The organism is Nocardia sp. CA-107356, from assembly GCF_050946365.1.
In the GTDB taxonomy this organism is placed as follows: domain Bacteria; phylum Actinomycetota; class Actinomycetes; order Mycobacteriales; family Mycobacteriaceae; genus Nocardia.
In genome coordinates this window covers 7832641-7858542 of the sequence record NZ_CP191992.1, presented here as the reverse complement: position 1 = coordinate 7858542, position 25902 = coordinate 7832641, and the positions used below count along the sequence as shown (strand labels likewise).

General features: G+C 64.8%; 22 protein-coding genes and 1 tRNA gene. 10 read left to right on the top strand and 13 right to left on the bottom strand.

The features are described 5' to 3' along the window. Position 1 precedes the first annotated feature (1 nt). Positions 2 to 352: an ArsR/SmtB family transcription factor gene (locus ACQP1G_RS35425; RefSeq protein ID WP_354955947.1), complete on the bottom strand. Its 351-nt coding sequence runs from the start codon at positions 350 to 352 to the stop codon at positions 2 to 4. 228 nt (positions 353 to 580) lie between these two features. Here ACQP1G_RS35425 and ACQP1G_RS35420 point away from each other — a divergent pair, with 228 nt between their 5' ends. After that, the gene (locus ACQP1G_RS35420) at positions 581 to 1972 is read left to right on the top strand and encodes a glycine--tRNA ligase (RefSeq protein WP_433194030.1); all 1392 of its coding nucleotides are present in this window, start codon (positions 581 to 583) and stop codon (positions 1970 to 1972) included. Positions 1973 to 2279: 307 nt separating this feature from the next. Here ACQP1G_RS35420 and ACQP1G_RS35415 read toward each other — a convergent pair whose 3' ends face one another. Together ACQP1G_RS35415 and ACQP1G_RS35410 are read right to left on the bottom strand one after the other, a co-directional pair. Next, on the bottom strand, positions 2280 to 2681 hold the full coding sequence (locus tag ACQP1G_RS35415) for a DUF1707 domain-containing protein (RefSeq protein ID WP_433194029.1): 402 nt from the start codon (positions 2679 to 2681) through the stop codon (positions 2280 to 2282). A 26-nt stretch (positions 2682 to 2707) separates the two neighbouring features. Then, positions 2708 to 3433, bottom strand: a complete 726-nt coding sequence (locus tag ACQP1G_RS35410) for a DUF899 domain-containing protein (protein WP_433194028.1) — start codon at positions 3431 to 3433, stop codon at positions 2708 to 2710. A 155-nt stretch (positions 3434 to 3588) separates the two neighbouring features. Here ACQP1G_RS35410 and ACQP1G_RS35405 point away from each other — a divergent pair, with 155 nt between their 5' ends. Beyond that, complete coding sequence (locus tag ACQP1G_RS35405) at positions 3589 to 4509, top strand: NADP-dependent oxidoreductase (RefSeq protein ID WP_433194027.1); 921 nt, start codon at positions 3589 to 3591, stop codon at positions 4507 to 4509. A gap of 2 nt (positions 4510 to 4511) precedes the next feature. Here the strand turns inward: ACQP1G_RS35405 and ACQP1G_RS35400 are convergent, their stop codons facing one another. Beyond that, a complete protein-coding gene (locus ACQP1G_RS35400; RefSeq protein ID WP_433194026.1) occupies positions 4512 to 5138 on the bottom strand; it encodes a TenA family protein in 627 nt (208 codons plus the stop codon). Between the two features lie 72 nt (positions 5139 to 5210). Between ACQP1G_RS35400 and ACQP1G_RS35395 the strand changes: the two genes are divergently transcribed. Beyond that, complete coding sequence (locus ACQP1G_RS35395; RefSeq protein ID WP_433194025.1) at positions 5211 to 6479, top strand: phthiocerol/phthiodiolone dimycocerosyl transferase family protein; 1269 nt, start codon at positions 5211 to 5213, stop codon at positions 6477 to 6479. Between the two features lie 22 nt (positions 6480 to 6501). Here the strand turns inward: ACQP1G_RS35395 and ACQP1G_RS35390 are convergent, their stop codons facing one another. Next, a complete protein-coding gene (locus tag ACQP1G_RS35390; protein WP_433194024.1) occupies positions 6502 to 6897 on the bottom strand; it encodes a PPOX class F420-dependent oxidoreductase in 396 nt (131 codons plus the stop codon). 48 nt (positions 6898 to 6945) lie between these two features. Here ACQP1G_RS35390 and ACQP1G_RS35385 point away from each other — a divergent pair, with 48 nt between their 5' ends. Further along, positions 6946 to 7368, top strand: coding sequence for a MarR family winged helix-turn-helix transcriptional regulator (locus tag ACQP1G_RS35385; RefSeq protein ID WP_433194023.1), 423 nt, complete (start codon positions 6946 to 6948; stop codon positions 7366 to 7368). 88 nt (positions 7369 to 7456) lie between these two features. Beyond that, entirely contained in the window at positions 7457 to 8908 is a 1452-nt protein-coding gene (locus ACQP1G_RS35380; RefSeq protein ID WP_433194022.1) for a molybdopterin-dependent oxidoreductase, read from the top strand. A 429-nt stretch (positions 8909 to 9337) separates the two neighbouring features. Here the strand turns inward: ACQP1G_RS35380 and ACQP1G_RS35375 are convergent, their stop codons facing one another. Together ACQP1G_RS35375 and ACQP1G_RS35370 are read right to left on the bottom strand one after the other, a co-directional pair. Next, complete coding sequence (locus ACQP1G_RS35375) at positions 9338 to 10156, bottom strand: MerR family transcriptional regulator (protein WP_433194021.1); 819 nt, start codon at positions 10154 to 10156, stop codon at positions 9338 to 9340. 44 nt (positions 10157 to 10200) lie between these two features. Then, positions 10201 to 12183, bottom strand: coding sequence for a TPM domain-containing protein (locus ACQP1G_RS35370; protein ID WP_433194020.1), 1983 nt, complete (start codon positions 12181 to 12183; stop codon positions 10201 to 10203). A gap of 30 nt (positions 12184 to 12213) precedes the next feature. On the opposite strand from ACQP1G_RS35370, the gene ACQP1G_RS35365 reads away from it, so the two are divergent. Then, a complete protein-coding gene (locus ACQP1G_RS35365) occupies positions 12214 to 12888 on the top strand; it encodes an MBL fold metallo-hydrolase (RefSeq protein WP_433194019.1) in 675 nt (224 codons plus the stop codon). 8 nt (positions 12889 to 12896) lie between these two features. Here the strand turns inward: ACQP1G_RS35365 and ACQP1G_RS35360 are convergent, their stop codons facing one another. Beyond that, complete coding sequence (locus tag ACQP1G_RS35360; RefSeq protein WP_433194018.1) at positions 12897 to 13775, bottom strand: NAD(P)-dependent oxidoreductase; 879 nt, start codon at positions 13773 to 13775, stop codon at positions 12897 to 12899. Between the two features lie 202 nt (positions 13776 to 13977). Between ACQP1G_RS35360 and ACQP1G_RS35355 the strand changes: the two genes are divergently transcribed. The 3 genes from ACQP1G_RS35355 to dnaG all read left to right on the top strand — a co-directional run bounded on the left by ACQP1G_RS35355 (position 13978) and on the right by dnaG (position 18015). Continuing rightward, positions 13978 to 14646 carry a YdcF family protein gene (locus ACQP1G_RS35355; protein WP_433209102.1) on the top strand — a complete coding sequence of 223 codons (669 nt, stop codon included), beginning with the start codon at positions 13978 to 13980 and terminating at the stop codon, positions 14644 to 14646. Between the two features lie 104 nt (positions 14647 to 14750). After that, entirely contained in the window at positions 14751 to 16022 is a 1272-nt protein-coding gene (locus ACQP1G_RS35350; protein ID WP_433194017.1) for a deoxyguanosinetriphosphate triphosphohydrolase, read from the top strand. 67 nt (positions 16023 to 16089) lie between these two features. After that, on the top strand, positions 16090 to 18015 hold the full coding sequence (gene dnaG, locus ACQP1G_RS35345) for a DNA primase (protein WP_433194016.1): 1926 nt from the start codon (positions 16090 to 16092) through the stop codon (positions 18013 to 18015). Between the two features lie 90 nt (positions 18016 to 18105). Here dnaG and ACQP1G_RS35340 read toward each other — a convergent pair whose 3' ends face one another. Continuing rightward, complete coding sequence (locus ACQP1G_RS35340; RefSeq protein ID WP_433194015.1) at positions 18106 to 18351, bottom strand: hypothetical protein; 246 nt, start codon at positions 18349 to 18351, stop codon at positions 18106 to 18108. A gap of 213 nt (positions 18352 to 18564) precedes the next feature. Here ACQP1G_RS35340 and ACQP1G_RS35335 point away from each other — a divergent pair. Continuing rightward, positions 18565 to 18637 (top strand) — tRNA-Asn (locus tag ACQP1G_RS35335). Positions 18638 to 18716: 79 nt separating this feature from the next. Here ACQP1G_RS35335 and ACQP1G_RS35330 read toward each other — a convergent pair. The 4 genes from ACQP1G_RS35330 to ACQP1G_RS35315 form a co-directional block, all read right to left on the bottom strand. After that, a complete protein-coding gene (locus tag ACQP1G_RS35330; RefSeq protein ID WP_433194014.1) occupies positions 18717 to 19931 on the bottom strand; it encodes a tyrosine-type recombinase/integrase in 1215 nt (404 codons plus the stop codon). Between the two features lie 226 nt (positions 19932 to 20157). Continuing rightward, entirely contained in the window at positions 20158 to 20421 is a 264-nt protein-coding gene (locus tag ACQP1G_RS35325; RefSeq protein WP_433209099.1) for a helix-turn-helix domain-containing protein, read from the bottom strand. Between the two features lie 1635 nt (positions 20422 to 22056). Beyond that, the gene (locus ACQP1G_RS35320) at positions 22057 to 22866 is read right to left on the bottom strand and encodes a hypothetical protein (protein ID WP_433194013.1); all 810 of its coding nucleotides are present in this window, start codon (positions 22864 to 22866) and stop codon (positions 22057 to 22059) included. A gap of 1337 nt (positions 22867 to 24203) precedes the next feature. After that, a complete protein-coding gene (locus tag ACQP1G_RS35315; RefSeq protein ID WP_433194012.1) occupies positions 24204 to 25433 on the bottom strand; it encodes a helix-turn-helix domain-containing protein in 1230 nt (409 codons plus the stop codon). Positions 25434 to 25902 lie beyond the last annotated feature (469 nt).

Here is a 25902-nt window from a genome sequence, read left to right as displayed (position 1 = left end):
TTCACCCTTCCTCGGCATGGGCCACGGCGTCGACGACGATATGCGCCAGGTGGTCGTCGACGAGTTCGTACAACACCTCGCGGCCGGAACGTTCTCCGTGCACCACGCCCGCGGACTTCAGAATTCGCAGATGCTGGCTGACCAGCGGCTGGGTGACGCCGAGGACATCGACCAGTTCGTGCACGCAGCGCGGCGATTCGCGCAATTGCAGCACAATGGCGATACGCACCGGCGCGGCGAGGGCGCGTAGCAACTCGCCCGCGTCCTCCAGGACGGTCCGCGAGGGCACCGGCGCCGGCGCGGGGGACCGGTACGGGTTGTGCGGATGGGCGGTGGCGGTCTCGGCGGTCATCGAACCAACTCCTTATTGGAAAGCGATCCCATTTTGATATGCATAGTTGCGCATGTCAAACGCGCGCCATGGAGTGTCGATTCGAGTGGTGCGTCGGACACCGGGAACCAGTAGACCTGTGCGGTGCAAAACCGATTGGCAGGTGCCGATAGGCTGGAGGGCATCTTTAGTGCAGTGTATTGACTGCGCTATACCCAATCCGATTCGTAGTGGATGGAGAATTCTCGAGTGGCACCCAAGTCGAAGGTGGACACCGTTGCCAACCTCGCCAAGCGCCGGGGTCTGGTGTACCCGTGTGGTGAGATCTACGGAGGCACCAAATCGGCGTGGGACTACGGTCCGCTGGGTGTCGAGTTCAAGGAGAACATCAAGAAGCAGTGGTGGCGTTCGATGGTCACCAGCCGCGAGGATGTCGTCGGCCTCGACTCGTCGGTGATCCTGCCGCGTCAGGTGTGGGTCGCCTCGGGTCACGTCGGCGTATTCAACGATCCGCTGGTCGAATGCCTGAACTGCCACCATCGGCACCGGCAGGACCACCTGCAGGAGGCCTACGCGCTCAAGCACAAGATCGACGACCCGGACTCCGTCTCGATGGAGCTGGTGGCGTGCCCCGACTGCGGCACCGTCGGCCGCTGGACCGAGCCGCGCGATTTCAACATGATGCTCAAGACCTACCTCGGCCCGATCGAATCCGAAGAGGGTCTGCACTACCTGCGCCCGGAGACCGCGCAGGGCATCTTCATCAACTTCGCCAATGTGATGACGACCGCGCGCAAGAAGCCGCCGTTCGGTATCGCGCAGATCGGTAAGAGCTTCCGCAACGAGATCACCCCGGGCAACTTCATCTTCCGCACCCGCGAGTTCGAGCAGATGGAGATGGAGTACTTCGTCAAGCCGGGCGAGGATGCGGAGTGGCACAAGTATTGGATCGACACCCGGTTCTCCTGGTACACCGACCTCGGCATCGATCCGGAGAACCTGCGGCTGTTCGAGCATCCGAAGGACAAGCTGTCGCACTACTCGGCGGGCACCACCGATATCGAGTACCGCTTCGGCTTCCAGGGCAATGAGTGGGGTGAGTTGGAGGGTGTCGCCAACCGCACCGATTTCGACCTGAAGACGCATTCGGAGCACTCCGGTACCGACCTGAGCTTCTTCGACCAGACCACCAATGAGCGCTACACCCCGTATGTCATCGAACCCGCGGCCGGTCTGACCCGCTCGCTGATGGCATTCCTGGTCGACGCGTACACCGTTGGTGAGGCGCCCAATGCCAAAGGTGTGATGGAGGAGCGGATCAGCCTGCGCCTGGATCGCAGGCTCGCGCCGGTGAAGGCGGCCGTGCTGCCGCTGTCGCGCAACGCGGATCTGACGCCGAAGGCGAAAGACCTTGCCGCGCAACTGCGTAAGAACTGGAATGTCGAATTCGACGATGCGGGCGCCATCGGCCGCCGCTACCGGCGCCAAGACGAGATCGGCACGCCGTTCTGCATCACCGTCGACTTCGACACCCTCGATGACCAAGCGGTCACCGTCCGCGAGCGCGATTCCATGGCGCAGGAGCGGATCGCGCTGGACAAGGTGGAGGGCTATCTGGCACAACACCTCATCGGCGCCTGAACTAGATGACGATCAACGCCCTGTCGCACTGCGGCAGGGCGTTTTCGCAGGTCAGTGGCCCCATAGATGTCAGGTCAGGGTAATCCCGGTACTCGACGACTCTGATCGAGGATCTACTTCTATCGGTATGGTGCGGGCGCGCCGATTGGCGTGGACTTCGCGGTGAATCCGGTTCTGTACGAGCAGGACTCGCTGGCTCGGCATCATCGGCGGTTCATGACGCTGTTCGCTTCGCTACTGGCGGCAGCCCCGGATGCCGCGGTGGCGGGGTCGGCTCGATCGCGGATTACCTGCGGCGCAGGTCAATTCAGCCGTTATCCGGCTTCCGTTGATTCGACTGGACGAGCAGCCCGATCGCGGTCGGGATCAGCAGCGCACACCCCCACGGCACCGCCACCCAGAACGGCCAGAAGTATCCGGCGCCGGTCGCCACCCAGATCGTGATGCACAGCGCGTTCACCGCGGCCCACGGAATCCACATGATGATGACCCACGGCGGTACTCGCTGTGCCACCGTCGCCGGTTTCCGTGGCACGGGCAGATCCGATAGCAGCGGGTTCAGCTCGCCATAGGTCTTGGCGGCGTAGACCTGCACGAGTCGATCGTCGTATTCGTGCAGCGACAACCGGCCGTCGTTCATCGCCACTCGCAATTGTTCAGCGATTTTCTCGCGGTCTGCGTCCGATGCCCGCAGCCTCTCCTCACGCACGGGTGTCAGCTTAGGGCCTGATGCCCTCAGTGGCAGTGCGTTTCGGGGCTGTCGTAGCGATCATGGTGTACCGCCTCGCCGACATGTTTCTGCCTGCCCAGCGGGGTGAGGTCCAGGAAGTTGTGGGTGCCGATATGGATGTCGCCGCCGCGGGCGTAGGAGGAATAGGTGTGGAATACCGCACCGTCGTCGTCGCGCCAGAAAACGCTGGTACCCGGCTGTTCGCCGGCAGTGAAGTAGATCTGGCCCGCTGCCTCGAGTTCGGCCTTGGTGCGGTAGTTGTATTCGACGGGTGCAACGGATTCGTCCTGGGTGACGTGGAAGTCGTAATTGAAGTCGCTGCCGAACGAGGAGTACATCGGGAACGTCCACTGCATGCGCTCCCGGTACCGCTTCAGCTTCTCCCACGGCCCGCGGGAGATCACCGCGAAACTGGTGTCCTGGGCGTGCAGATGGGCCAGATGCCCCACGTTATCGAGGAACATCGCGCAGCTCGGACAGCCCGCGTCCAGATCCCAGCGCCACATCATGTGATAGACGATCAGCTGGCGGCGCTTCTCGAACAGATCGGCCAACTCGACCTCGCCTGCCGGACCTTCGAATACGTACTGTTTGTCGATCGCCACCATCGGCAGCGCGCGGCGCTGTGCGGCCAGCGCGTCCATGCGATGGGTGAGTTCCTTCTCTTCGGCCAGCAGGCCCTTGCGGGCGGTCGACCATTCCTCGCGGGAAACAACGGCCGGACGATGCATGATCATCTCCTAGTTCGGTGAGACCGGTCCACGTAGGTAGACCGGACGGCCGAGCGGAAATCATCGGTCCGGCACGCATGGCATGGAAATTTCTCGCGGGGTTACTCCGTTGACGGTCGATGTGCCGTATATCACCGAGTAGGCGGGAGCCGGACATGGCAAGAGCCGTGAAGTTCGATCGTTATGGCGGAATCGAAGAACTCCAGGTGGTCGAGGCGCCGACGCCAACGGCGGGCCCAGGTCAGGTCGTCGTCGAAGTCGTCGCCGCGGGGATCAATCCGGGGGAGGGGTATATCCGTTCGGGGACGTTGCACGATCGTTGGCCCGCGACATTTCCCTCCGGTGAGGGCACCGATTTCGCGGGGCGCGTCGTAGCGGTCGGGTCCGGGGTCGGTGAGATCGGGATCGGCGAGGAGGTGCTCGGTTTCACCGACGAGCGGGCCAGCCACGCCACCCAGGTGGTGGTGCCCGCCGAGCAGGTCACACCCAAGCCCGCGGGTCTGGACTGGGATGTCGCGGGATCGCTCTATGTCGCTGGCACGACGGCTTTCGCCGCGGTGCGCGCGGTGGACGCGGGGCCGGGCGATACGGTCGCGGTCTCGGGCGCCGCGGGCGGCGTCGGCTCGATCGCGGTGCAATTGCTGCGGGCCAGGGGCGCAACGGTGCTCGGCATCGCGAGCGAGGCCAACCACGACTGGCTGCGCAAGGCCGGGGCGATACCCGTGGCCTATGGCACGGGGCTGATCGACCGGATCCGCGCGGCCGCTCCCGACGGCGTGGACGCGTTCATCGACACCTTCGGAGCCGAATATGTCGAGCTCGCAGTCGAACTCGGCGTACCGGTCGAGCGCATCGACACCATCATCAACTGGGAGGCCGCCGAGAAGTACGGGGTGAAGACCGAGGGCAACGCCGCGGCGGGCACCATCGATGTGCTCGCCGAACTCGCCGAGTTGGCCGCCGCGGGCACGGTCGAGGTGCCCATTGCCGCCGTCTACCCACTCGACAAGGTCCAAGAGGCCTATCGCGAGCTGGAGCAACGCCACACCCGAGGCAAGATCGTGCTGCACCCCTGAGGTCAGAGCGGTACGTCCCAGAAAGCGGATTCGTGGCGCATGCCCTGTAGGAAGAGCTGTTCCGCGCGTGCCGGGTCGCCGCCTGCCTCGTCGAGCATCTGCCCGCAGCGACGGGTCAGCGCGGCGAATCCCGGATCGGCGTAGGTGTCGACCCAGCGCCGATACCGGGGTTCCGACGGCGGGTTCTCGGCGAGGATGGCGCCGAGCGTCGAGTAACCCCACATACACGGGTACAGCGCGGCGAGTCCGTCGGTGTAGGACGCGGCCGATTCCAGCAGGAACGCGGTGTATGCCGTGCACGGCGCACCCTTCGTCGCGCCGTCCAGGTCCGCGCCGAATTCGGCGGCCAGCGCGCGGTGCAGCGACAGCTCTTCGTGGTAGGTGGCGTGCGCGAGGTCCACCAGATCGCCGAGGTGCGCCGCGGGCGCCTGCCAGGCCAGGCGGGCGAACACCCGGACGTAGTCCAGCAGGAACAGATAGTCCTGTTCGAGCCAGGATCGGAACACCGGCTCGGGCAGCTCGCCGGTGGCGATGCCCACCACTGTCGGGTGCTTCAGCTGGCTTTCCACCAGCGGAAAGCCCAGCTCATGCAGATGTGCCGTAAGACTGATGTGTGCCGCGGGACTCATGTGGGCAGTCTCTCTCAGTCGGAGCGTGTTCTGGTTTGCGCCCCGGTCTGTTTTTGCCGCACGCTGAGCGATGTGTCGTGGGATGAGGAGGATTTGGTGCGGGTGTTGGGTGCCTCGGAACAACGTTTCGTGCGCGCGGGGACCTACACGGGACGATCCGTTATGGTCGTCGGTGATCTCGATACGACGGTGTTGGGGGCGGCGTTCAGCGCGCTACAGCGCGCCTATCCGGTGGTGACCTGCCGGATCGCGGAGGACGGCACGGGCCGCGGCTATCTGCTCCGGCCGGAGGAACGGCCGGTAGTCGGTATGACGGCGAGTCAGGGCGATCCGGATGTGGTCCGGATTCCGGACTCGATCGATCCGGCCGAACAGCTCGCATACCTCGACGTTGTGCTCTCCGAGCGGGGCCGGTCGCGCGTCACACTGTTCGCCCACCACAGCATCGCCGACGCGGGCCACTGCGTCGAGCTGCTCTCCCGACTATGGGGCTACTACACCGATTATCTCGAATTCGGCACGACGACCGTTGTGCCGCAGGACTACCCGCAATCGCTGGAATGGCATGTTGCGGCGCGCGGGATCGCCCGCGGTTCGGTCTCCGGATTCGAGGATGTGACCCGGCCGCTGGAAGCCACGGTCATCCCACCCGCGCCCGCGATCCCCGCGCCAGCAGCACTGGTCCGCCCCCGGCGCATCGTCTTGGACGAGGAGGCGACCGCGCGCATCATCGGCCTCGGACGGTATCCGGATGTGACGGTCAACGGGCTGGTCACCGCGGCCCTGTTGCGTGCCTTCGCCTCGGGAAAGGCCGGGGCCACCGGGGATCCCGTTCCGCTCGGCTGCCTGTATCCGGTGGACCTGCGCACTCGCCTCGAGCCGCCGGTCGCGCGCGCCGCGGGTACCAATATGGCGGGCCTGGCCTCCTTCGCCGCCGAGGTCGACCTGTCCGCGGACGTCCTCGAACTGGCCCAGCGCATTTCGTACCGGCTGCGACACGACCTCGCCGACGGCATCGTCCAGCAGTCGGTCCTGCACTTCCCGAATTACTTCGGCTCCACCAGGATCCACTCCCTGGTCGGGCACGTCGCGGTCACGAATACCGGCGCCGTACCCGCCTTCCGGATCCCGGCGACCATTGCGCTGACCGATTACGAGATCGTCTACGTCTCAGCGCATCCGCGTCCGTCCGCGGGTGCTTCGGCCGCGGTCACCTTCCTGGTCTACACCTTCGAAGGCCGACTCACCGTCGGCCTACTCGGCGGCGGTGATGGTGACCAGCTCGTGACCGCGGTGCGCGACGAGTTGGCGGCCCTCGCCGAGGAGGCGGTCAACTCCTGAGGCCGCAACGGCTTTCGCCGCGCTACTGGAAGGTGGCGTGCGTCGGCCGCATGACCATCACGACACGGCGTGGATGGTCGGCAACGGGGCGCTCGTAGGGCAGGTCGTAGCGGCGGGCGAGCACATCGAAGAATTCGCCGTTCGGATCGGGTTCGATGGCCTCGATGACACCGCGGACCTCGAGGTAGCGGTAGGGCTTGTCCGGATCGTTGATGCTCACCGCTACGTCGGGATTCTGCTTGGTATTGACGGCCTTACGCCGATCGATCGTGGTGGTGAAGCGCAGCCGCCCGCCGTCCCAGACCTGCCACACCGGAGTCACCTGTGGGGTGCCGTCGGGGTTGAGCGTGGCGAGGTGGGCGAACAGCGGCCGCGACAATAGGTCGGCATGGCTCTCGGGGATCACGGGATTATCCATGTCTTGAATATTATCAAAGCTTTGATAGTTGTCCTATCATTGACACTCATGGGAATGCCCGCGCACGAGCGGCTCGGTCTGGACGTCAAGCGGGCCGAGCAGGAGCTGATGGCCGTCAAACACGAGGCGGTCAAACCGCTTACGGTTCCGCAGTACTCCGCACTCTACGCATTATCGGACAATCCGGGCATCTCCGCGGCCGCGCTGGCGCGCGCGTGTCTGGTTACGCCGCAAGCGATGACGGTCGTGCTCAAGAACCTGCAAGAGCGTGGACTGGTGGAGCGAACGCCGCACCCCTGGCACCGTGGTGTCCTGGAGACCAGGTTGACCGCGGCGGGCCGCAAGGCCTTCGCCAAGGCGGATGCCAAGGCCGCGGCCATCGAACGTCGAGTGGCGGATGCGTTCACCGCGAAGGAGCGCGAGCAGTTGCGGAAGTTGTTGACCCGCTTCACCGAAGCATTACAGGAGTAACGCCGCGACGCCATGGGAATGCGGGCGCCGGATCGGTAGGTTCGTGGAGAATACTGGTGGGTGATCGAGGAAAGCGGGTGTTCCGACGGTGCGGACCAACGAAGGCCGGGGGCGCGGTGGTGGGCTCGGAGCCGCCGCCATCGGTATCGCGGCGCTGGGAGTCGGCGAACTGATCGCCGCGACCCGCGGTGATTCGCTGATCGACGCCATCGGCCGGATCATGACCGATACCGCACCGGTGCCGGTGGTCGAGACGACCGTCGCCCTGTCCGGCAGACACGATAAGGTCGTGACCCGGCTCGGCGTGAGTGCGGGGGCGGTCGCCGCGACCGTCGGGCTCGGGGCGCTGTCCGATCGCGCGCGTACGCCCGCTGTCGCCGCCTTCGGTGCCACCGCGGCCGCGCTGGGGTTGCGCCGACCGACCCGATCGCCCGCCACGGTCGCGGGTGCGGCGGCCGCCGCCGGTGTACTCGGTATCGGGCTGCGCAGGCGGCCGCGCGGGCTGTTCGGCACGTTGGGATGGGCGGGGGCCGGTGCCGGACTACTGGCTGCGGCGCGGGCGCTGAATCGCGATTACGACCGCAGGCAGGACGAGGTGATCCAGCGGGTCGGCCCGATGGGCGGCATCTCGATGGTGCCGCAGGACGGGTTGGAGGGTGAGCCCGGACTGTCGTCGCTGATCACCGCGAACCGGAGTTTCTATGTCGCCGACGTCAATCTGAGTCCGCCGCGCATCGATCCGACCCGCTGGCGGCTGTCGGTCACCGGTCGGGTCGCGCATCCGCTGCGTCTGTCGCTGGCCGAGTTGGCCGCGGACGCGGTGGAATTCGACGCCGTCATGGTGTGCGTGCACAACCGCCCCGGCGAGCGTCGTGCGGGTAATGGGCGCTGGTACGGGGTGCCACTGGCCAAGGTGTTGGCACACGCGATACCCGAAACCGGGGCGACCCGGCTGGTGACCAGGGCCGTCGACGGTTACACCATCTCGCTACCGGTCGAACCGCTGCGGTCCGGCGCGTGGCCAGGGTATGTGGTGATCGGCGTGAACGGTGCCCCGCTGGCCCCGGAGCACGGATTCCCGGCTCGCGTCTTCGTCCCCGGTCTCTACGGTCAGTACACCGGCGCGAAATGGCTTGCGGAACTGGAACTCACCGATGACAGCCAGGTCGACTACTGGTGGAAGCGTGGCTGGCCACCCGAGCCGATGTGGGTGACGCCACAGGCACGCATCGACGTGACCGCACCCGGCCGCGCGGCGGCGGGCACCACCAGCATCGCCGGTGTCGCCTGGGCGCCACCGCACGGCATCGACCGGGTGGAGCTCCGTATCGACGAGAGTGATTGGCGCCCAGTCGACCTCGGCACCGAAATCGCCCCCGCCGCCTGGCGGCGCTGGCGTACCACGGTCGACCTGCCCGCCGGCGAACACACCGTGCAAGCCCGCGCCATCAGCCGGTCCGGCGAGGTCCAAGACGGCACCCCACGCGCCCCTTTCCCCTCCGGCCCAACCGGCTTCCACACCGTCACCATCAAGATCTGATCGTCTGAGGCCGACCGCTGCGGGGTGCTGGATGGCCCGCGCCGGACGGGCGCCGCGTTCGGAACGCTGCTGTGTGTGGGACGGTCGCCGTCTACCGGACGGCCGTCCGTGCCAGACGGCCGCCGCGCGCCGGTCGGTCGCCGTCTGCTGGATCGCCGCCGTGTGTGTGGGACGGTCGCCCTCTACCGGACCGCCGCTCCGTGCTGGACGGTCGCCGTCTGCTGGACCGCCGCTCCGTGCTGGACGGTCGCCGTCTGTCGGACCGCCGCTCCGCGTTGGATGGCCGCCGCGTGTCGGACGGCTGCCCTGCGTTGGACCGGCCCCGCGCAGGACCGGCCCGCGCCGTATCGCTTGCTGGTGAGCACTCCCGCGCCCGTGGTCGAGGTCCCCTTGCGGGTGCCCACAAAGAGGTGCGGGAGTGCGTGCCGGCTATACGGTGTGGATGGGCTCCTGGAGTTCGGTGACCCAGCCGCTCGGGTCCTCGGTGAACTCGAGGGTTACCTCACGTGCGGGTCCGGCGGAGCGGTATCCGTTGGCGTCGATCCATTTGCCCAGGGACTGCCACGGTTCCAGGACCTCGTCCATGCTGCCCCGGTGCACCAGTGTCGCCGCTTGCGGCACCGCGGGCAGGTCGACTATCGCGAAGTCGGCGGCAGCGGAGGGGTCGATATTGACCGGCATGGCGGCGTGCACATGTACCGAACCGTCCGACTGCTCCTCGTAGTAGGCGATACCTGGACCGACGATATCGACGCTGGCCCGCGCCAACCGGGCGCAGAGCTGCTCGAACAGCGGCCCCACCACCGGCCCGATCGTCTGCGGCTCGAAATCACTGGCGACACTGGTCAATTCGGCGACCCGGACGGCCGGAATGGACTTGATGACCACATCGTTGGCGGGCATGGCGCCCTCCTTCTCGATAATGCGGAGCCTCGTCTCGACCTGGACGAGCCGGGCGCGGTCGCCGGTGATCCGCTGCTCCAACTCCGCGCGGCGCAGTGTGAGCATGCCGCGCAGTTCCGCGGTGCCGACCTTGTCGTCGAGGATCCGGCCCACCTGTTCCAGGGTGAGGCCCAGATCCTTCAGCGCGACAATGCGATTGAGCCGAGCGAGCTGGCCGCCCTGGTAATAGCGATAGCCGGTCGCGGCGTCCACCCGGTCGGGCCGCAGCAGCCCGATCGCGTCGTAATGACGCAGCATCCGCACCGATACCCGTCCGTGTCTGGCGAAGTCTCCGATACTGAACATGACGACTCCTGGTCTATGGCCTCACACCGTGTCAGGGTCAACTCTCAGAACCGACCACCCCGACTGATCCGCCGGGATCCGCTGGAGCCGCCGTACGAACCGGGGGTATAGCCGCCGCCGGACCGCTGTCGGGCGGCGGTGCCCGCGCCGCGGAGCAGTCCCTCGATCAGGATTCCGCCGAGTACCGCACCGGCCTGCGCCGTACCCGACGGCGGCTGGCTGTTCTCCCAGGCCCGGACGCTGGACTGCGCCTCGTGCAGGGCGCGACCACCCAGGTCCGCGGCAGTCTGGGCGCTGGCGAGCGCCCGTGTCGGATCTGTCGTGGACAGCTGTTGTGCCGCATCGAGATTGCGCTGCGCCTCGGACAATCGGGTGCGCGCTTGTGCGTCGATACCGCCGCGTCGGGTCGTGATGTAGTCCGCGGCCGCGCCGACCCGGGCGCGGGCGTCGGTGAGCGCCCGGTCGAGTCTGCGCCGCAACTCCTCGGCGGCGAGTTTGCGGTCGGTGGCCGCCGCATTGGCGAGGTCGAGCGCGCTGTCGGCCGCTACCGCGGTGTGGAAGGCATCGAGCGGATCACTGGTCGCGCTGGCGGCGGCGCTGGTCAGGGCCGTCTCCGCCGCGGTGATGGCGGCCTGCAACTCGGCACCGCCGTAGCCAGCGAGATTCTTCGCGCTGACGATATCCGCGCGCAGTTCCTCGAGCGCGGCGGGTAGTCCGTCGGTCGCCTGCTGGATATTCGTCGCCGCATAGTCGACGGCATCGAGCAGCGTGCGTGCCTGTCCAACCGCACCTTCCGCGGCCCGAATCGCCGCGACCGCGCCGCCCTGCTTGCCGACCGGTTGAGTGAGCGCATCGCGACCTGCGTCAATGTTGTGTTCCGCGAAGGTGATTCGCTCCCGCGCCATGGTCACGTTGTTGTGCACCGGTGCGAGCACACTGGCCGGATAGGAGGTGGTGAGCCGGGTGAGTTCGGTCTCCGAATTCGGCACCCGACCGGTCAACTCGACCAGATCTCTTGTCAGCCCGTCCAATCGAGTGGCGGCGTTGATGAGCAGATCCCGCATCGCATCGAATTCGGCCACTTGGCCGTCGAGTTCCCGATCGGCCCGCCCGACCGTACCGATCAGATCGACCAGCATGGTGCGCTGCTGATCCGGCGTCTCGGGAATATCGTCATCCAGCTGCTGTCGGATCGAGAATGCCTTGGCGGCAGCGGCTTTCGCATGCAACAAGGCGCTACTGAAAGGGGTGACCGCGGTGGTGCCGAATTCGCCGGTCGCCAACTCCAACTCCTCGGCGCTGGTCCGCACCGCATTGTCGATCTCCACCAGCACCTCCTTGGACCGGGCCTGCAGTGCCTCCAGCGATAAGGCCGCGAGCGCGGTGGAATTGTCCGGATCCAGCTGCCGCGCCGCCGCCAATTCGGCACGTCTGCGGTCGTCGCGCCGTTTACGCGAATACAGCACCAGCCCACCGGCGACGACCACGATCACCACCGCGACGATCAGCAGCGTCCGTCCGCTGACGCCACCGCCCCGCATCGCCGAATCCAACCCATCTGCCATCGCGACCCCGGCGTCCGCCCACCGGCTGTTGCGCAGTGCGGGTTCCACATCGCGCGTCAGTACCCGGTCCAACTGGGAATCGCTGACACCACTGGGCAATTCGCCGTAGAACGAATATCCGCGATCCTGCGTCGCGACCGCGAGCAACACATCGCGTGCGCCGAACCCGGACATGGTCGCCGTGCGATCGGCCCACTCCTGCGGAATCATCCCGTTGAAATCGCGCACATAGACGACCCAGAGCCGCACCTGATGGTCGGCGTACAGGCCGTCAACCGCCGCGGACACCCGATCGAGCTGTCCCTGATCGAGTACCTGGGCCGAGTCGACCACATACGGCCCCATCCGCAGCGGCGGCTCCGCACCGACCGGGCCCGTGGCCAGTGCGACACATAGCAACGCCATGCTCAGTACCACCGAGGCGGCCCGGCGGATCGGACGAATCGGCGCTAACAATGGCATGGGATGAATTTAGCTCGCTAGCATCGATTCGTGATCACGATCGACCTGCCGTATACCGGTCACGTGTCCCGTGGATCGAATCCGCAACAGCGGGACGTCCCCGGTGCCCGCATCATCAAAATGTCCGTCGGCGGAATGGACAACAACTGTTACCTAGTGCAGTGCACCGCCACCGGCGCCGCGCTGCTCATCGACGCCGCCAATGAGCCCGACCGCATCATCGAACTCATCAACCAGGAAACGCCGGACCGCGTCGCCCTGGTCGTCACCACCCACCAGCATCCGGACCACTGGTGGGCCCTGGAAAAGGTCGCCGCGGCCACGGGCGCGCCGACCGCCGCGCATCCACTCGACGCCGAACCCCTCCCGGTGCGCCCCGACCGACTGCTCGCCGACGGCGATTTGATCGAGATCGGCGACCTGGCCTTCGAGGTCATTCACTTACGTGGACATACTCCCGGCTCGGTTGCCCTCGCTCTCGTCGATGGCCCCGGGGTGCACCTGTTCACCGGCGATTCCCTCTTCCCGGGCGGCGTCGGCCGCACCACCAACCCGGAGGATTTCACCTCGCTCTACAACGACGTCACCACGAAAATTTTCGACCGCTATCCCGACGACGCCGTCGTCTATCCCGGTCACGGTGACGACACCACTCTCGGCACCGATCGCCCGCACCTCGACGAATGGCGGGAACGCGGCTGGTAGGCCGACCGCTACGCTGCCCGGTCGTCGCGCGGATGCAGGCTCTCGAACATCCGCTCGCTGCTCTGCGCGCCGTATCCGTCGGCGACCTGGCGATCGACGAGATTCTTGATCGCGCCGATGACGTCCAGATCGACGCCCGCGTCCCGGCTGGCGGAGACGATGGTGTCGAGGGCCGCCTTGGTGAAATCCAAGGGCTGGAATGGTTTCGAGTAGTCGCCGGAGTCGATGGTGGCTCCGGCCCTCGGGAGCGATCCGGTCATGGCGGCGAGCCAGATCGATGCGCGGTCGCCGAAGTCCTCGGCCGAGATGCCGATCGTGCGGACCATGGCGGCGCCGTGGTAGTAGCCCGCGAACATGATGTACATCCCGGCGAGCAGGGCGAAGTCGACGAGTGCGGCCCGCCCCGCGTCGGCGCCGAAATACTCGGCGCTGCCGAGCGATTCGAGGGTGGTGCGGTGCGCGTCGAAAACCGATCGTGAGCCGCTGTACAGCACCGATGAGCCGGGCTGTCCGATCATCGGCGGGGTGGCCATGATGCCGCCGTCGAGAAAATTCATACCGTGGCTCGCGGCCCATTCGGCCAGTTCGCGCGAGCCGCGCGGCTCGGTGCTGGTCAGATTCAGCAGTGCGCGGTCGACCAGGATGTCGGCCACCGGGTCCAGCACCTCGTGCACGGATCGATGGTCGAACAGACACACCACCACCAGATCGCTCGCCGCCACCGCTTCAGCGGCTGTCTGCGCCGATTTTGCCCCTGCTGCAACAAGTTCCGTATCTCGGCCCGCGCTGCGATTCCAGACCGTTGTCGGATGTCCGGCGCGCACGAAGGCCGTTGCCAGCGCTTGTCCCATCGCGCCGAGCCCCAGCACCGTCACTGATGTTGTCATGTATCCACTCCTCAATGTTTCGATATGCCCGAGGGCGAAGGATCCGGCGCCGGAATCCATTCTCGATATGTGCTGCGCTTGCGACAAGTACTCACTAATAAGTCCAGTACTAACCAAAAGGTAAGTATGGACATTCGGTATCCGCCGGTGACGTCCTCGTCGCTGGTGACCTGGCAAACTTGGTGAGGTGAATTCGGCGACCCTGGCCTCGGCTCCCGGATCCAGCCCGTCCCGCGGCGCTGGAGGCGGACTACTGCGCTGGGCTCGACGGCTGGTGATCGGCGCGATCTTGATAGGCGCGGTACTGGTCGGCGGCACCGCATTCCGCGTGTGGCAGGTGGCGCGCATCGACGACTACAGCAAGGCCGACGCGATCGTGGTACTCGGCGCCGCGCAATACTCCGGCACACCGTCAACGGTTTTCGAGGCGCGACTGGACCAGGCCTACAAACTGTTCAAGGCCGGTGTCGCGCCGAGGGTGATCACGGTGGGCGGTAAGCAGGACGGCGATCTCTACACCGAGGCCGCCTCCGGCAAGAACTATCTGCAGGAGCGGGGGATACCCGGCGACCGAATTCTCGCAGTCGAAACGGGTTCGGACACACTGCGCAGTATCGAAGCCGTCGCAATGGCAATGAGCGCCAGGGAACTGTCGTCGGCGGTACTGGTCAGCGATCCGTGGCATTCGCTGCGCACCAGAACCATGGCCCGTGACGCCGGACTGGAGGCCTGGACCGCACCGACTCGCACCGGTCCCGCCGTCTACACCAGGGAGTCGCAGGCGCACGGAATCGCCAGGGAGACCGGCGCTTTGCTCTGGTATCAACTCACGCACTTCTCGTCGGACTTCAAATACTCAGCGGGGCAGTGAGATCAATGAGTGAAGCATCGCGTAGCGATTCGATGAGGGGTGGTGGTCGGGCGACGGGTGGGCGTGAAGCATCGCGTAGCGATTCGATGAGGGGTGGTGGTCGGGTGACAGGTGGGCACCGTCGCTACACCGAGCACGACCGCGAGCGAATGGTGGTCGAGGGCGCCAAGACTGCCGGACTCGGTCCGCCGCGCAGTGAATTCGAAACCGGCCATCGCACCGAATTCGCCCGCGACCGCGCCCGGGTGCTGCACTCCGCGGCCCTGCGCAGACTCGCCGACAAGACCCAGGTCATGGGGCCACGCGACGGTGACACCCCACGCACGCGACTGACCCACTCGATCGAAGTGGCGCAGATCGGGCGCAGTATCGCCGACGGCCTCGGCTGCGATCCGGACCTGGTCGACCTGGCCGGACTGGCCCACGACATCGGCCATCCGCCCTATGGCCACAACGGTGAGAAGGCCCTCGATATCTTCGCCGACGCCTATGGCGGCTTCGAGGGCAACGCACAGAACCTACGCATCCTCACCCGGCTGGAACCGAAGGTCTTGGACGCCGACGGGACGAGTGCGGGCTTGAATCTCACGCGCGCCGCTCTCGACGCGGCCATTAAATACCCTTGGGGCAGAACAGGTTCGGGCACCAAGTTCGGTGCCTACGATATCGATCTGGACCGCCTGGAATGGGTGCGCAAGGATGCGCCGGACCGTCGGAAGAGTCTCGAATGTCAGATCATGGACTGGTCCGATGACGTCGCGTACTCGGTGCACGACGTCGAGGACGGTGTGATCGCAGGGCGCATCGAATTGCGGGCCCTCGCCGATCCTGTCGAACAGGCCGCCCTCGCCGAACTCGGGCATGGCCAGCACCCATCGCTTTCGGTGGACGACCTCGTCGGCGCCGCCCAGCGGCTCTCCGAGCTGCCGGTGGTGGCCGAAGCCGTGTCATACGACGGAACGCTCGCCAGTTCGGTTGCGTTGAAGCACCTCACGAGTGAACTGGTCGGCCGCTTCGCCACCGCCGCGATCATTGCCACTCGGGAGGTCGCCGGGGGACATGCGTTGTCCCGATATGCCGCGGATCTCGAGATTCCGCCGATCGTCGCCGCCGAGGTGGCGATGCTCAAGACCGTCGCGCTGCGCTATGTCATGTCCGATCTGGATCACAAACAGCGCCAAGCCGTGCAGCGCGAGCAGATTCTGATGGTCGCGAACCGGCTGCTGGCGACGGCCCCGCACGGTTTGGATCCACTGCTGTTGCCGTGGTGGCACGCCGCGGCCGACGACACCGCGCGGGTTCGGGTAATCGTCGACCAGATCGCGTCGTATACCGAGAGTCGGCTCGAACGCGTATCGCGGTCGCTGGCCGAATAGTTCCAATGGTTAGACGCGTGACCAGCCGCTGGGCGTGTCGGGGCCGGACTAGCCTAGACTGACCGCCGTGGCCGGACGACTCCCTGATCGCGATATCGCGGCAATACGCGAACGCGTCCGGATCGAGGATGTGGTGGGGGAGTACGTCGCGCTGAAGCGGGCGGGTGCGGACTCCATGAAGGGCCTGTGCCCGTTCCATGACGAGAAGTCGCCATCGTTCCATGTGCGGCCCAACCACGGCCTGTACCACTGCTTCGGCTGCGGTGAGGGCGGCGACGTCTTCGCATTCCTGCAGAAGGTCGAGCACGTCGGCTTCGTCGAGGCGGTCGAGCAGCTGGCCGACCGGATCGGCTACCAGATCAACTACGAGGGCGGCGGCACCTCGGTGCAGCGCGATCGCGGCACCCGGACCAGGCTGGTCGCCGCCAACGCCGCCGCGCACGAGTTCTACATGGCCAAACTGCGTGAGCCCGAGGCCGAGGTGGCGCGCAAGTATTTGACCGACCGCAACTTCGACGGCAATGCCGCCCAGCAGTTCGGCTGCGGCTACGCCCCCGCGGGCTGGGACACGCTCACCAAATATCTACTGCGCAAGGGGTTCGACTTCAAGGAGTTGGAGGCGGCCGGACTGTCGCGGCAGGGCCAGCGTGGCCCGATCGACCGGTTCCACCGGCGGCTGCTGTGGCCGATCCGCAATCTCGGTGGCGACGTCATCGGCTTCGGCGCACGCAAGCTCTTCGACGACGACACCATGCCCGGCAAGTACGTCAATACGCCGGAAACGTTGCTGTACAAGAAGTCTCAGGTGCTCTTCGGCCTGGACCACGCCAAGCGTGAAATCGCCAAGGGCCACCAGGCGGTGGTCGTCGAGGGCTACACCGACGTGATGGCCATGCACCTGGCCGGAGTGAAGACCGCCGTCGCCTCCTGTGGTACCGCCTTCGGCGACGAGCACCTCGCACTGCTGCGCCGACTGCTCATGGACGACAACTTCTGGCGCGGCGAAATCATCTACACCTTCGACGGTGACGCGGCCGGACAAGCGGCGGCGCTGAAAGCCTTTGCGGGCGACCAGAAGGTGGCCGGACAGACCTATATCGCCATCGCCCCCGACGGTCAGGACCCGTGCGAGCTGCGCCAGCACTCCGGCGACGGCGCCGTCCGCGATCTGGTGGCCCGGCGAACCCCATTGTACGAGTTCGTGATTCGCGGCCTGCTCGCCGACCACAACCTGGACACCGCCGAGGGACAGGTGGAGGCGCTGCGCCGCGCCGTGCCGGTGGTCGCCCAGATCAAGGACAACGCACTGCGCAAGGCATACGCGACGAAACTGGCCGGGTGGGTCGGTTGGGATGACATCCAGACCGTCGTGCGCCGCGTCGGTGAGGAAGCCAAGCGCAACCGCAACGGCGGGCGTCCGAGCGGTCGTGGCTCGGTTGCCAGCGCGGCGCAGCCCACCGCGGTTGTCGCCGAACACCCCGCCGCCCGTCCCAACCCGAACGACCCGACCCTGTTGCCGCAACGGCAAGCGCTCGGCGCGGCACTGCAGTATCCGGCGATGGCGGGCGCGGTCTTCGACTCCATCGAAACCGAGGCCTTCACCCATCCCGCCTACGCGGCCGTCCGCACACTGATCGCCGAGGCAGGCGGCACCGCCTCCGGACTCGGCGGCGCGGAGTGGGTCAACGCAGTCTCCGACGGCACCGACGACCTGACCATGCGAGCGCTGGTCTCCGAACTCTCCGGCGAACAGATGCCCGTGAAATCCGCCAACGACATCCCCCGCTTCGTCACCGGCGTGCTGGCTCGTGTCCAGGAGGCCTGGGTCGGCCGCCAGATCGCCGAACTGAAATCGAAGCTGCAGCGCGTGTCCTCAACCGAACAAGCCGAGGCCTATATGGCGCTGTTCGGCGACCTCGTGGCGCTGGAGCAGTACCGCAAGAGTCTGCTCACCCAGGCGATGGGCAATCACAACGACTTCGCCGCAGGCTGAGTCGCGCCGCCCCTTGCTCGCCGCGGGCGATTCGTTATCGGCCCGCGGCGCTCTGGTGTGGATCGTGAAATTCCCAGTCCGACCCCAGGCTCAGCGACGCAATTGATCCTGCGGCACCAGCAGCGTGGTCCGCTCATCCAACGGCACCATCGGCTCCAACTTCGCCCGGGTGCTGAGCTTGTCCGACAGCTTCTGCCTGCCCACGAGCACCAGCTTGCGAGTCACCGGACTTTCGGCCACGGCACGGGTAGCCGCACTGATCTGCTCATAACGACCCCGCCCTGCCTTCGTCCCGAGCACATAACCGGCCGCAATGCCGATGATCAACCGCAGCATCTCGTAGAGCTCCTCCCAAAGTGCCTGTGCGCGCGGCTACCATCCTGCCCGACGCCCGGTACGCCTGTCGATCCGGATCCACCCCAACCGCGCGCCACTCCCAGACCCGCCGCCCCCCACATGTCTCCAGGTAGAGACGCGATTTGGGAAGGCGCCAGCCGATACGCTAAAGTTTCACCTCGGCCCGCCCAGTACGGACGAGCCAAAGGATAGTCCCCTATAGCTCAATTGGCAGAGCAGCCGACTGTTAATCGGCAGGTTTCTGGTTCGAGTCCAGATGGGGGAGCTTTGACCAGGGCGAACGTAGCAGTTCGACCCTGGTTTTGTCCGTTTCAGGGGTCGAACGACACGGAAATGACACGTTTTCAGCGTGAGAGTCGTCCCAAGGCCGCCGTGAAGTCGGGTGCTTCGGTCGGTTGGTCGATGTAGTGACGCTTGGTGACCGAGTCGTTGGCGTGGCCGAGTTGTTGGGCTGCGGCCTGGGGGCCGTATTGGTCGGCGATGAGGGATGCGACGGTCTTGCGGAAGGTCTTGGGTGTCACCCAGGCGAACTTCTCGCCGCGGGCCTGGCGCCACAGGCGGTTGAAGTTGTGCGGGTCCCAGATGCCGCCGTCGCGGTTCGGAAAAACCAGGTCCAGGTCGTTGTCGACTGCTTCGGCTTTGACGCGCTGAAGGGTGTCGACGACGAACTGCGGCAGGACCACTGTCCGGTAGCCGGAGTCGGTCTTGGTCCATTCCTGGCGGATGAGTCCTTTGCCTTTGATTCTGATAATTGTGCCGGAGAAGGTGATTCGCGCCGGTTTGTCGTCCAGGTCGACATCGGCCCAGCGCAAGGCGAGTGCTTCGCCGGGGCGTGGGCCGGTTCCGAGTTCGACGTCGGCGACGTCGAGGACCCGCGGGTTGCGTTTGGGGCCGTGAGTGTAGGCGGGCGCGCCATCGAATTGCTTTCCCTCCAGCCACGCCTGCAGCTGCGCGCGCAGCTCTGTGAGGGTCTCCATGTCGGCTGCACGCGGTTTCTGGCGCTTGCGGGGAAGGTCCGCGACCTCGCGGACCGGGTTGCGGTCGATGGCGTCATGGCGGACGGCCATGCTCATCATCTCGGAGAGGATGACCCGCTGCCGCCGCGCCTTCTCCCGGTGACCGTCGAGCACGATCCGCTTCAGATGCGCGTCGATGCGGGAGGTGGTGGCTTCCCATAGGCGCAGGCCGCCGAGCGCTGATTTGATCTTGACGGTTCTCTCGCTCGCCCGGTGGTCGGTGGACACTACGATCTCCCGCCGGTACAGGTCCAGCGTCTGCTCGGTAATGCCTTCTTGCAGAACCTTTTCCGCCAGCCACAAGTCGGCCAGCTCGGTGAGTTTCGTGTCCCGCGTGATCAGTCGTCCCCGAGCTCCGGTGCGCTGGGTAAGGGACTCACGGAGAATGTCTTCGGCTCGGCCTTTGGTGGGGCCGAATTTGTGCGCGGTGCGGGTGATGCCGTCGTCGTCTCGGTAGCGCGTGGTTGCACGCCAGCTTCCGTTCGGCTGCCGCTTGGAGGTGATCCGGCCGTAGGTGCCGATCGGAAGCGATTGCCTGGGCAACGTTTGTCCTTCCTGCGGGGGTGTGGTGGTGAGGAGGCGGTGGCCTCGATCGGGACGACTGGTTTCGGTGCGTGCGCGAGGAGTTTGCGAAGCGTGCGAGTGCGCCGAGTGTGTGATCGAGCCTGTCCGGTTTCGATGGTTGAGCCACCGCACAAACTGCTAGATCTCAGCAATGCAGACAAGAGCTGGTTGATTGCTGAAAGATAGCTAGAACGGCTGTCTGCGCTTACTGGTCCCGGTGGTGGCTGCGGTCTTCCGTCGTCGGTGGCCGACGTCGAGAGTCCTGTACACGACCGGCCGACGCATCGAGATCGGGCCGTCCACTCTTGTCGAGTTGTTCCTGCTCCCACGCGAGCAGATCGCTCAACCGATACCGCCGGTATCGCCCTATCCGCGCATATCTGGGCCCCCGCCCAGTAGAAGCCCAGACTGCGAGCGTCTTCGCCGGAATCTTGAGCCGTGCGGCTAGTTCTTCTGTGCTGAGCCACACGTCATCGGAGTTCAACGGAGCTCCTGGAGGAAGCTGAATCTCTGTCTCGTGCCGGACAGGCCGACGGCTGGCGGCGCAGAGATGGCGGCGAGCAGGAGTCGCGAGTCAGCTTGTCTCGGAAGAGGGATGATGGCAGGCATCGGGGCGAGAAACGTCCATCCGAGGCCGCGGTAATGATGATTGGGAGTCCGCCTCAACGGAGTTCCCTCCTTCTCAGGTGTCTGGCCCGCGCGTGTCTGCGGCAGTGTGTGCTGTAAGACGCTCTGAGAAGCTAATTTCATTGGTACCAGGGTCGTTCGGGTCCGACAAGATCGGACAATGGCCGGAACCCTATGCCGTTCGGCAACATCGTCGGCAGCGAGCCAGACCTGGTTACCGTTCACCCTCTTTCCCGAACGAAACACCGTGTCCCAGTTCGCCCTCGACATAGTCGTCGCGAAGGCAGTGTCGGGCTGAACGTGAGAGCACCTCGGGCTGAGCTGTTCTCGCGAGAACATAGCGAAGTCGAGCCATCGGCATGAACCGATATCAAGCTGTGTGTGTGGGGCTGCGATGAATGACGGCCGAGGAGCGCAGGACAGACCATTGCGGAACGAATACATGCGTCTCTCAATTCTGACCCGATCCGCGATTCATCCCCAACCTCCATGAAACCCCAAATCCCAGATCTACGCCACTGATGGCGGATTCGGACGATGCCTGCGTGTTCAACACGGTGCCTACCGGCCGGGCCGGCGCAGCTCGCTGTGGACGAAGGTCAAAAACTCCTACTACCGGGAAGTGGTGGTTGTCGGCTGGAAGCCGGGAGTCGGGAACAGAAGCGGCCGGATCGAGTCGCTGCTGCTCGTCGTTGCCAAACCCGCCGGACAGCTTGTCCACATCGGCAACCTCGTAGCCGACTTCACCCGAGGGATGCTCGCCGACTTGCAGGCGAAACTGACTCCGTTGCAACGCGATACAGCATCAGCGGTCGGCGGAAGAAGAATTCGGGTGTGGTCTGGGGCGACCCCGCTAGGTCGGTGACGTCGCCTACGCCTGGTGGACTCGCGAGGGCATCCTGCGGCACCGACCTGGCTTGAGTTGGACCGGACAAAACCGGACCAAGGTCTGGCGCGAGGCCGGCCCGGCCACAGCTGAGCCAGGCGGATGGAGCGGGTCGCGTCATCCCGGGGTGCGGTCAGCGAGTGGATGTTCGTCTGCAGCGCCGCGCACGCGACCTCCCGATCGCGGGTTAGCCGGTGATGTCGGCCGATGAGGCGCGAGCGACGGCCTATTGCAGGACTTCGTTGGCGCCTTCGAAGATGTCGAGGATCATGCAGCAGGTTCGGGCCACCTGCCGGTTCCATGCTGAAACCTGTTGCGAACTGCGATGATCCACCTCGGCACTTCTCGATGAATCTGACGGCTTCCGGGCATCTGACGGTCTGTGGACGGCCTGGCGCCTCCACACTGCCAGGCACGGGCAGGCTCGATGGTCAGCGCGAATCGTGTGCCGTTCGGTACGTCGGTCTCGGGTCGATGTGCACCGCGGTCGTCAGCGTTGTCGTCAGCTTGGCGAGCTAGGAGGGGCCATGGAGGCAGGAAGTGTCCAGTCCCTTTTGGAGAGGGCAAACAATAGCCCGCCTCTTTGGACGATCAATCAGACCTGCCACTTCTCGACGATTGTCTCGCGACAATATCTTGTGCTCGCTTCATCTGATCGGCGCGATCCCATTCACTTTGATGCAATTCCGGGTGAGGAAGTTCCGTACGTTCACGAAGCGGAACAACTCGCTGGGAACAGAAATTAATACCTGCACTCCATTCCGCGTGCCACCACCAGAATAGAGCGCCGATGGGTCCGTTCTGAACCTCAGCCGTAAAACCTTCCAATGGGCCAACACTCGGCTTTTCGGGACTGTGCATACGGTTAGCGAAAGGGTAGTGTCCGCTCAAGCCTGCGCGCTGAAACTGGTCATAATTCGAAAAATCCTTGTACAACACAATGATTGCTTTAGGCATATATGATGCGCCGTCCATGAAATCAATCATCTCGGGAGGAACTTCAAATCCCGCTTCCGCGATTCGGCACGCTATGTTCTTGATGTAGTATCGACACAACTTCTGCGGACCAAAAGGATCTTCAGGATATAGTTCCTGCATGTCCAAACTACTTCGGGAACGAAAATATTCTGGATCATCCCAAACGAGTTGAATGAACTTATCGTAAGCTTCATCAAACGGCTGACTGCGCACATTGTTGCACTGCCTACAGAGAACCTTCGGAAAGAGCATCGGTTTCGCGCCCGGCCCATTCAGCCGTGTCGGACGTTCTTTCCCGTCAAGGATGAGGTGGTCGCTATCTGTGAACATCTTCTTCAGTTGCGATGCTTTGATCCGATGCTCGCGCGAATCAGCGATTCCTCCGCACCACCAGCAGCGGGGAGCGAGGTCGGCGGTACTCATGCGCTAAGGATAGGTAACTGACGTCCAGTAGACCTGCCATTAATCACGAACCCGATCTGGTTTGGGAGCGGAGGGTCGCAGGTTCAAATCCTGTCACTCCGACAGTCTTTCGCGGAGCCCCGCCAGGTCAGGGGTGTTGCGCCTTCTTCGGCAACTCGGCCGTATCGCCCTCGATCACCGTTCTTGCCCGCTGCTCACCGGTGTTAGGTGCACGTACAGGGCACGAGATTGGCCCGGGTGGTGGGTTGCAATCACCGGGGGCTGGCTACCCGCCTGCCCCATAAGACCTGCCCGTCACGCGCGGAGGCTCACAGGTCAAGAGTCGGCGTAGCTGATCCCATTCGTAGGGACGCCGTAGGCGCTCTTGAGGTGTGAGGGGCACAGGATCACAATGCAGGCCGCTACTGACCAGGGTTGCGCGTCCGCAGGGCGCGCAGATCGACTGCGGGAACTTGATATTCGAGCTCGATCGGATACGATTTCGCTACCCGCTGGAGGCACACCCCAGAGGGTCCAAACTTGAGAATCGGACTGCGTAGGAAGTTCGTTGCGTGTGGTACGGGTCTGGAGCGTCGTTTACGGCGTTGCTGGCCGCAGCGGTGTGCAGTGCTCTTGTTGTACTTGTTGGTCTCCCCCTTCTGGAAGCAAACATCAGCGGTGTCGTTAACCAGCTCGAATCCGGTTGCGAGGGAACCTCGAAGGGAGGTCGCATGATTCGTGAATCGTGGTCGGCCGTCAAGGGTATCTTCTATGGCCTGCCGGGAGGAATCCTGATCCAGACCAGACGCAACGAGCTTCCTACGCCGGACCTCAGCTCATCGACTTGCTTCTTTCGGTGACAACAGCCAGGCCCCACGAACGGCGCTGAAGGACTCGTGATCGGGCGCGGAAGAGCAAGCCCGGTACGGCTGGTGTCGTGCCCAGCACTGCCCGGTGAATGAAAAGCGACCACGGCCAAAGTCACCGTGCTTGCAGGAGCGGTGTGAGACGACCGTGCTGCACGATCCGACCTGACAACCAACCTCACCGACGTGCTGGTAGCGGCTTCGGTCGCCGGATCGTGAGTTATCAGGTGCCAGGACAGCCGAAGGTGAGCCGAGGTGGGGACGCTGAAGGTGGTCGCCAACGCGGTAAACCGACCACCCGAATCTGCCTACTCGGCCGATAGGTCGGGCACATATGGACCTATTGACAGCTGAAACAGTGCGAGTCGCGATTGCGTCTCCCGTCAACATGTTTGTCGCATTACTCGCCCGGAATCGCTTTACTCAAAGGATCTTCGAAACGCATTTCTCTGATCTTGCCTTTCGCGCAACTCTTCAACTGGCGCGTCCGTATCAGGTGAGTGTTGCGCGCATCCCCAGGAACTGCTTCACCTCTGCGACCGCCGCGTGCGGCTGTACTAATGTCGTGATTGCATCCAATTTGCGTTGCAGTCGAGCGGACGCGACGTTGATGATGCTGTTGAAGTTTGTCGTGAGCAGCGAACACCCTTGGGCGACATCGCCGCCCTTGATATAGCTGTGCCCGAGGTAAAGGTGCCAAGCACCGCGTTCCCGAGGCCAGGCGGCGGCCCCGTCGATGGCGGCTTGCAGGTAGGTCTGCGCTTGTTGGTAGTTGCCAGCCTCCATGTAGGAAATCCCAGTCAGCGCGTTGAACTCGGGCTCTGGCAACCACACCCAGTCCGGGTCATGGCCTCGCCCAGATGCGTAGGCGCGATGGGCACGGCCAATCGCCTTCTCCATTGCGATCGGATCTAATGCTGCACCGCAGGCTTGAGCCTCTCGAAGTGTCGCAAGCGCACGCACTTTCGGGCCACCATTGCGACGAGCAGCCTCCTGTGCGGCCTGAGTAAGATGTACTGAATCTTGCGGACGGGGCTGACGGCCTGGACGTCCTTGCAATCCGTCTGTATCGAGATCGATAATGCTGGCGTTGAGCAATGCGTGCGACGTGGCGAGACCGTCGCCTGATGCGGCGGAAGTCTGGGCTGCGTCCGCGTAGTAGCGGCGAGCGGCGTTTCGGCGATCCGCGTCGTAGTGCACCCATCCCGCGGCGGTCATCATCTCGGCTGTGGCCGTGGCCAGCGCTTTGCCTGTGTTCTCGTTGTAGCTACCGGTGTCGAGCAGTTGCTGAACGTAGCGCACCTGGCCAGCCGCCAGATGGCACAGCCGGTCACCGCCGACAACCAGATCCAACTCGTGAATCTGGCTAATGCTGCCAGTGATTTCAGCTACGTCGCTGGCGCCGACTTTCACCCCGGAGGACACGGCGTGGGCCGGAACATTCGCCGCGACCATGGCAGCGCCTGCGCCGCCGAGTGCCCCTGCTCTGAAGAAGTTGCGACGGTCCACGTCTGCCTCCTCGTCCGACTCCACTACCAGTATGGCAAGCGGAACCTGAAGCGCCCGTGCGACGAGTCGCAGGACACGGACGTCGTGTGAGGCGGGGCCACCGCGCTCCAAGCCCGAAATCGCGGGCTGGGAGAAGTTGAGCAACTCTCCCAGCTCTGCCTGAGTCATCCCGATAGATTTCCTAATCCGACGGATCACTTCGCCGGTTGTCATATGCATATCCAGCTTCCCCAATTGTCGGCTGATTTGCCCAAGCTGTCCACCCGAAAACCGTTCCACCGCAGAATATATGGCTTTTCGTATAAGTAAAACGGAAACCTAAATTTCCGCGCCCACCCAGCGTTTTGGTGGCCTTACCGTCGGTTTCGGTACCCGGCACCGGGCCGACGCCGTTACCCCTCGGGCGGCGCATCGGCCCCTGTGAGCCGGGGCCGGTGGCGAAAACCCCCGGTGCCGGGCACCGACTGACCTTGCTGACTTCTTGCACCGGAAGGAATCGATGCCCGATGCCTACCAATTCCCTTGCCATGTACCAACTCATCGCCCTGTGCGACGCAGGTGCCCACCAGGCGCCGATGCTGCCGTTCACGGTCGCCCAAGCACACGGGATTATGCAGATCCACGTTGCGTGCCCAGCGAAGCAGTGCCTGCGCAAGGCTGCTGCGCTCCAAGTTCTGGTCGA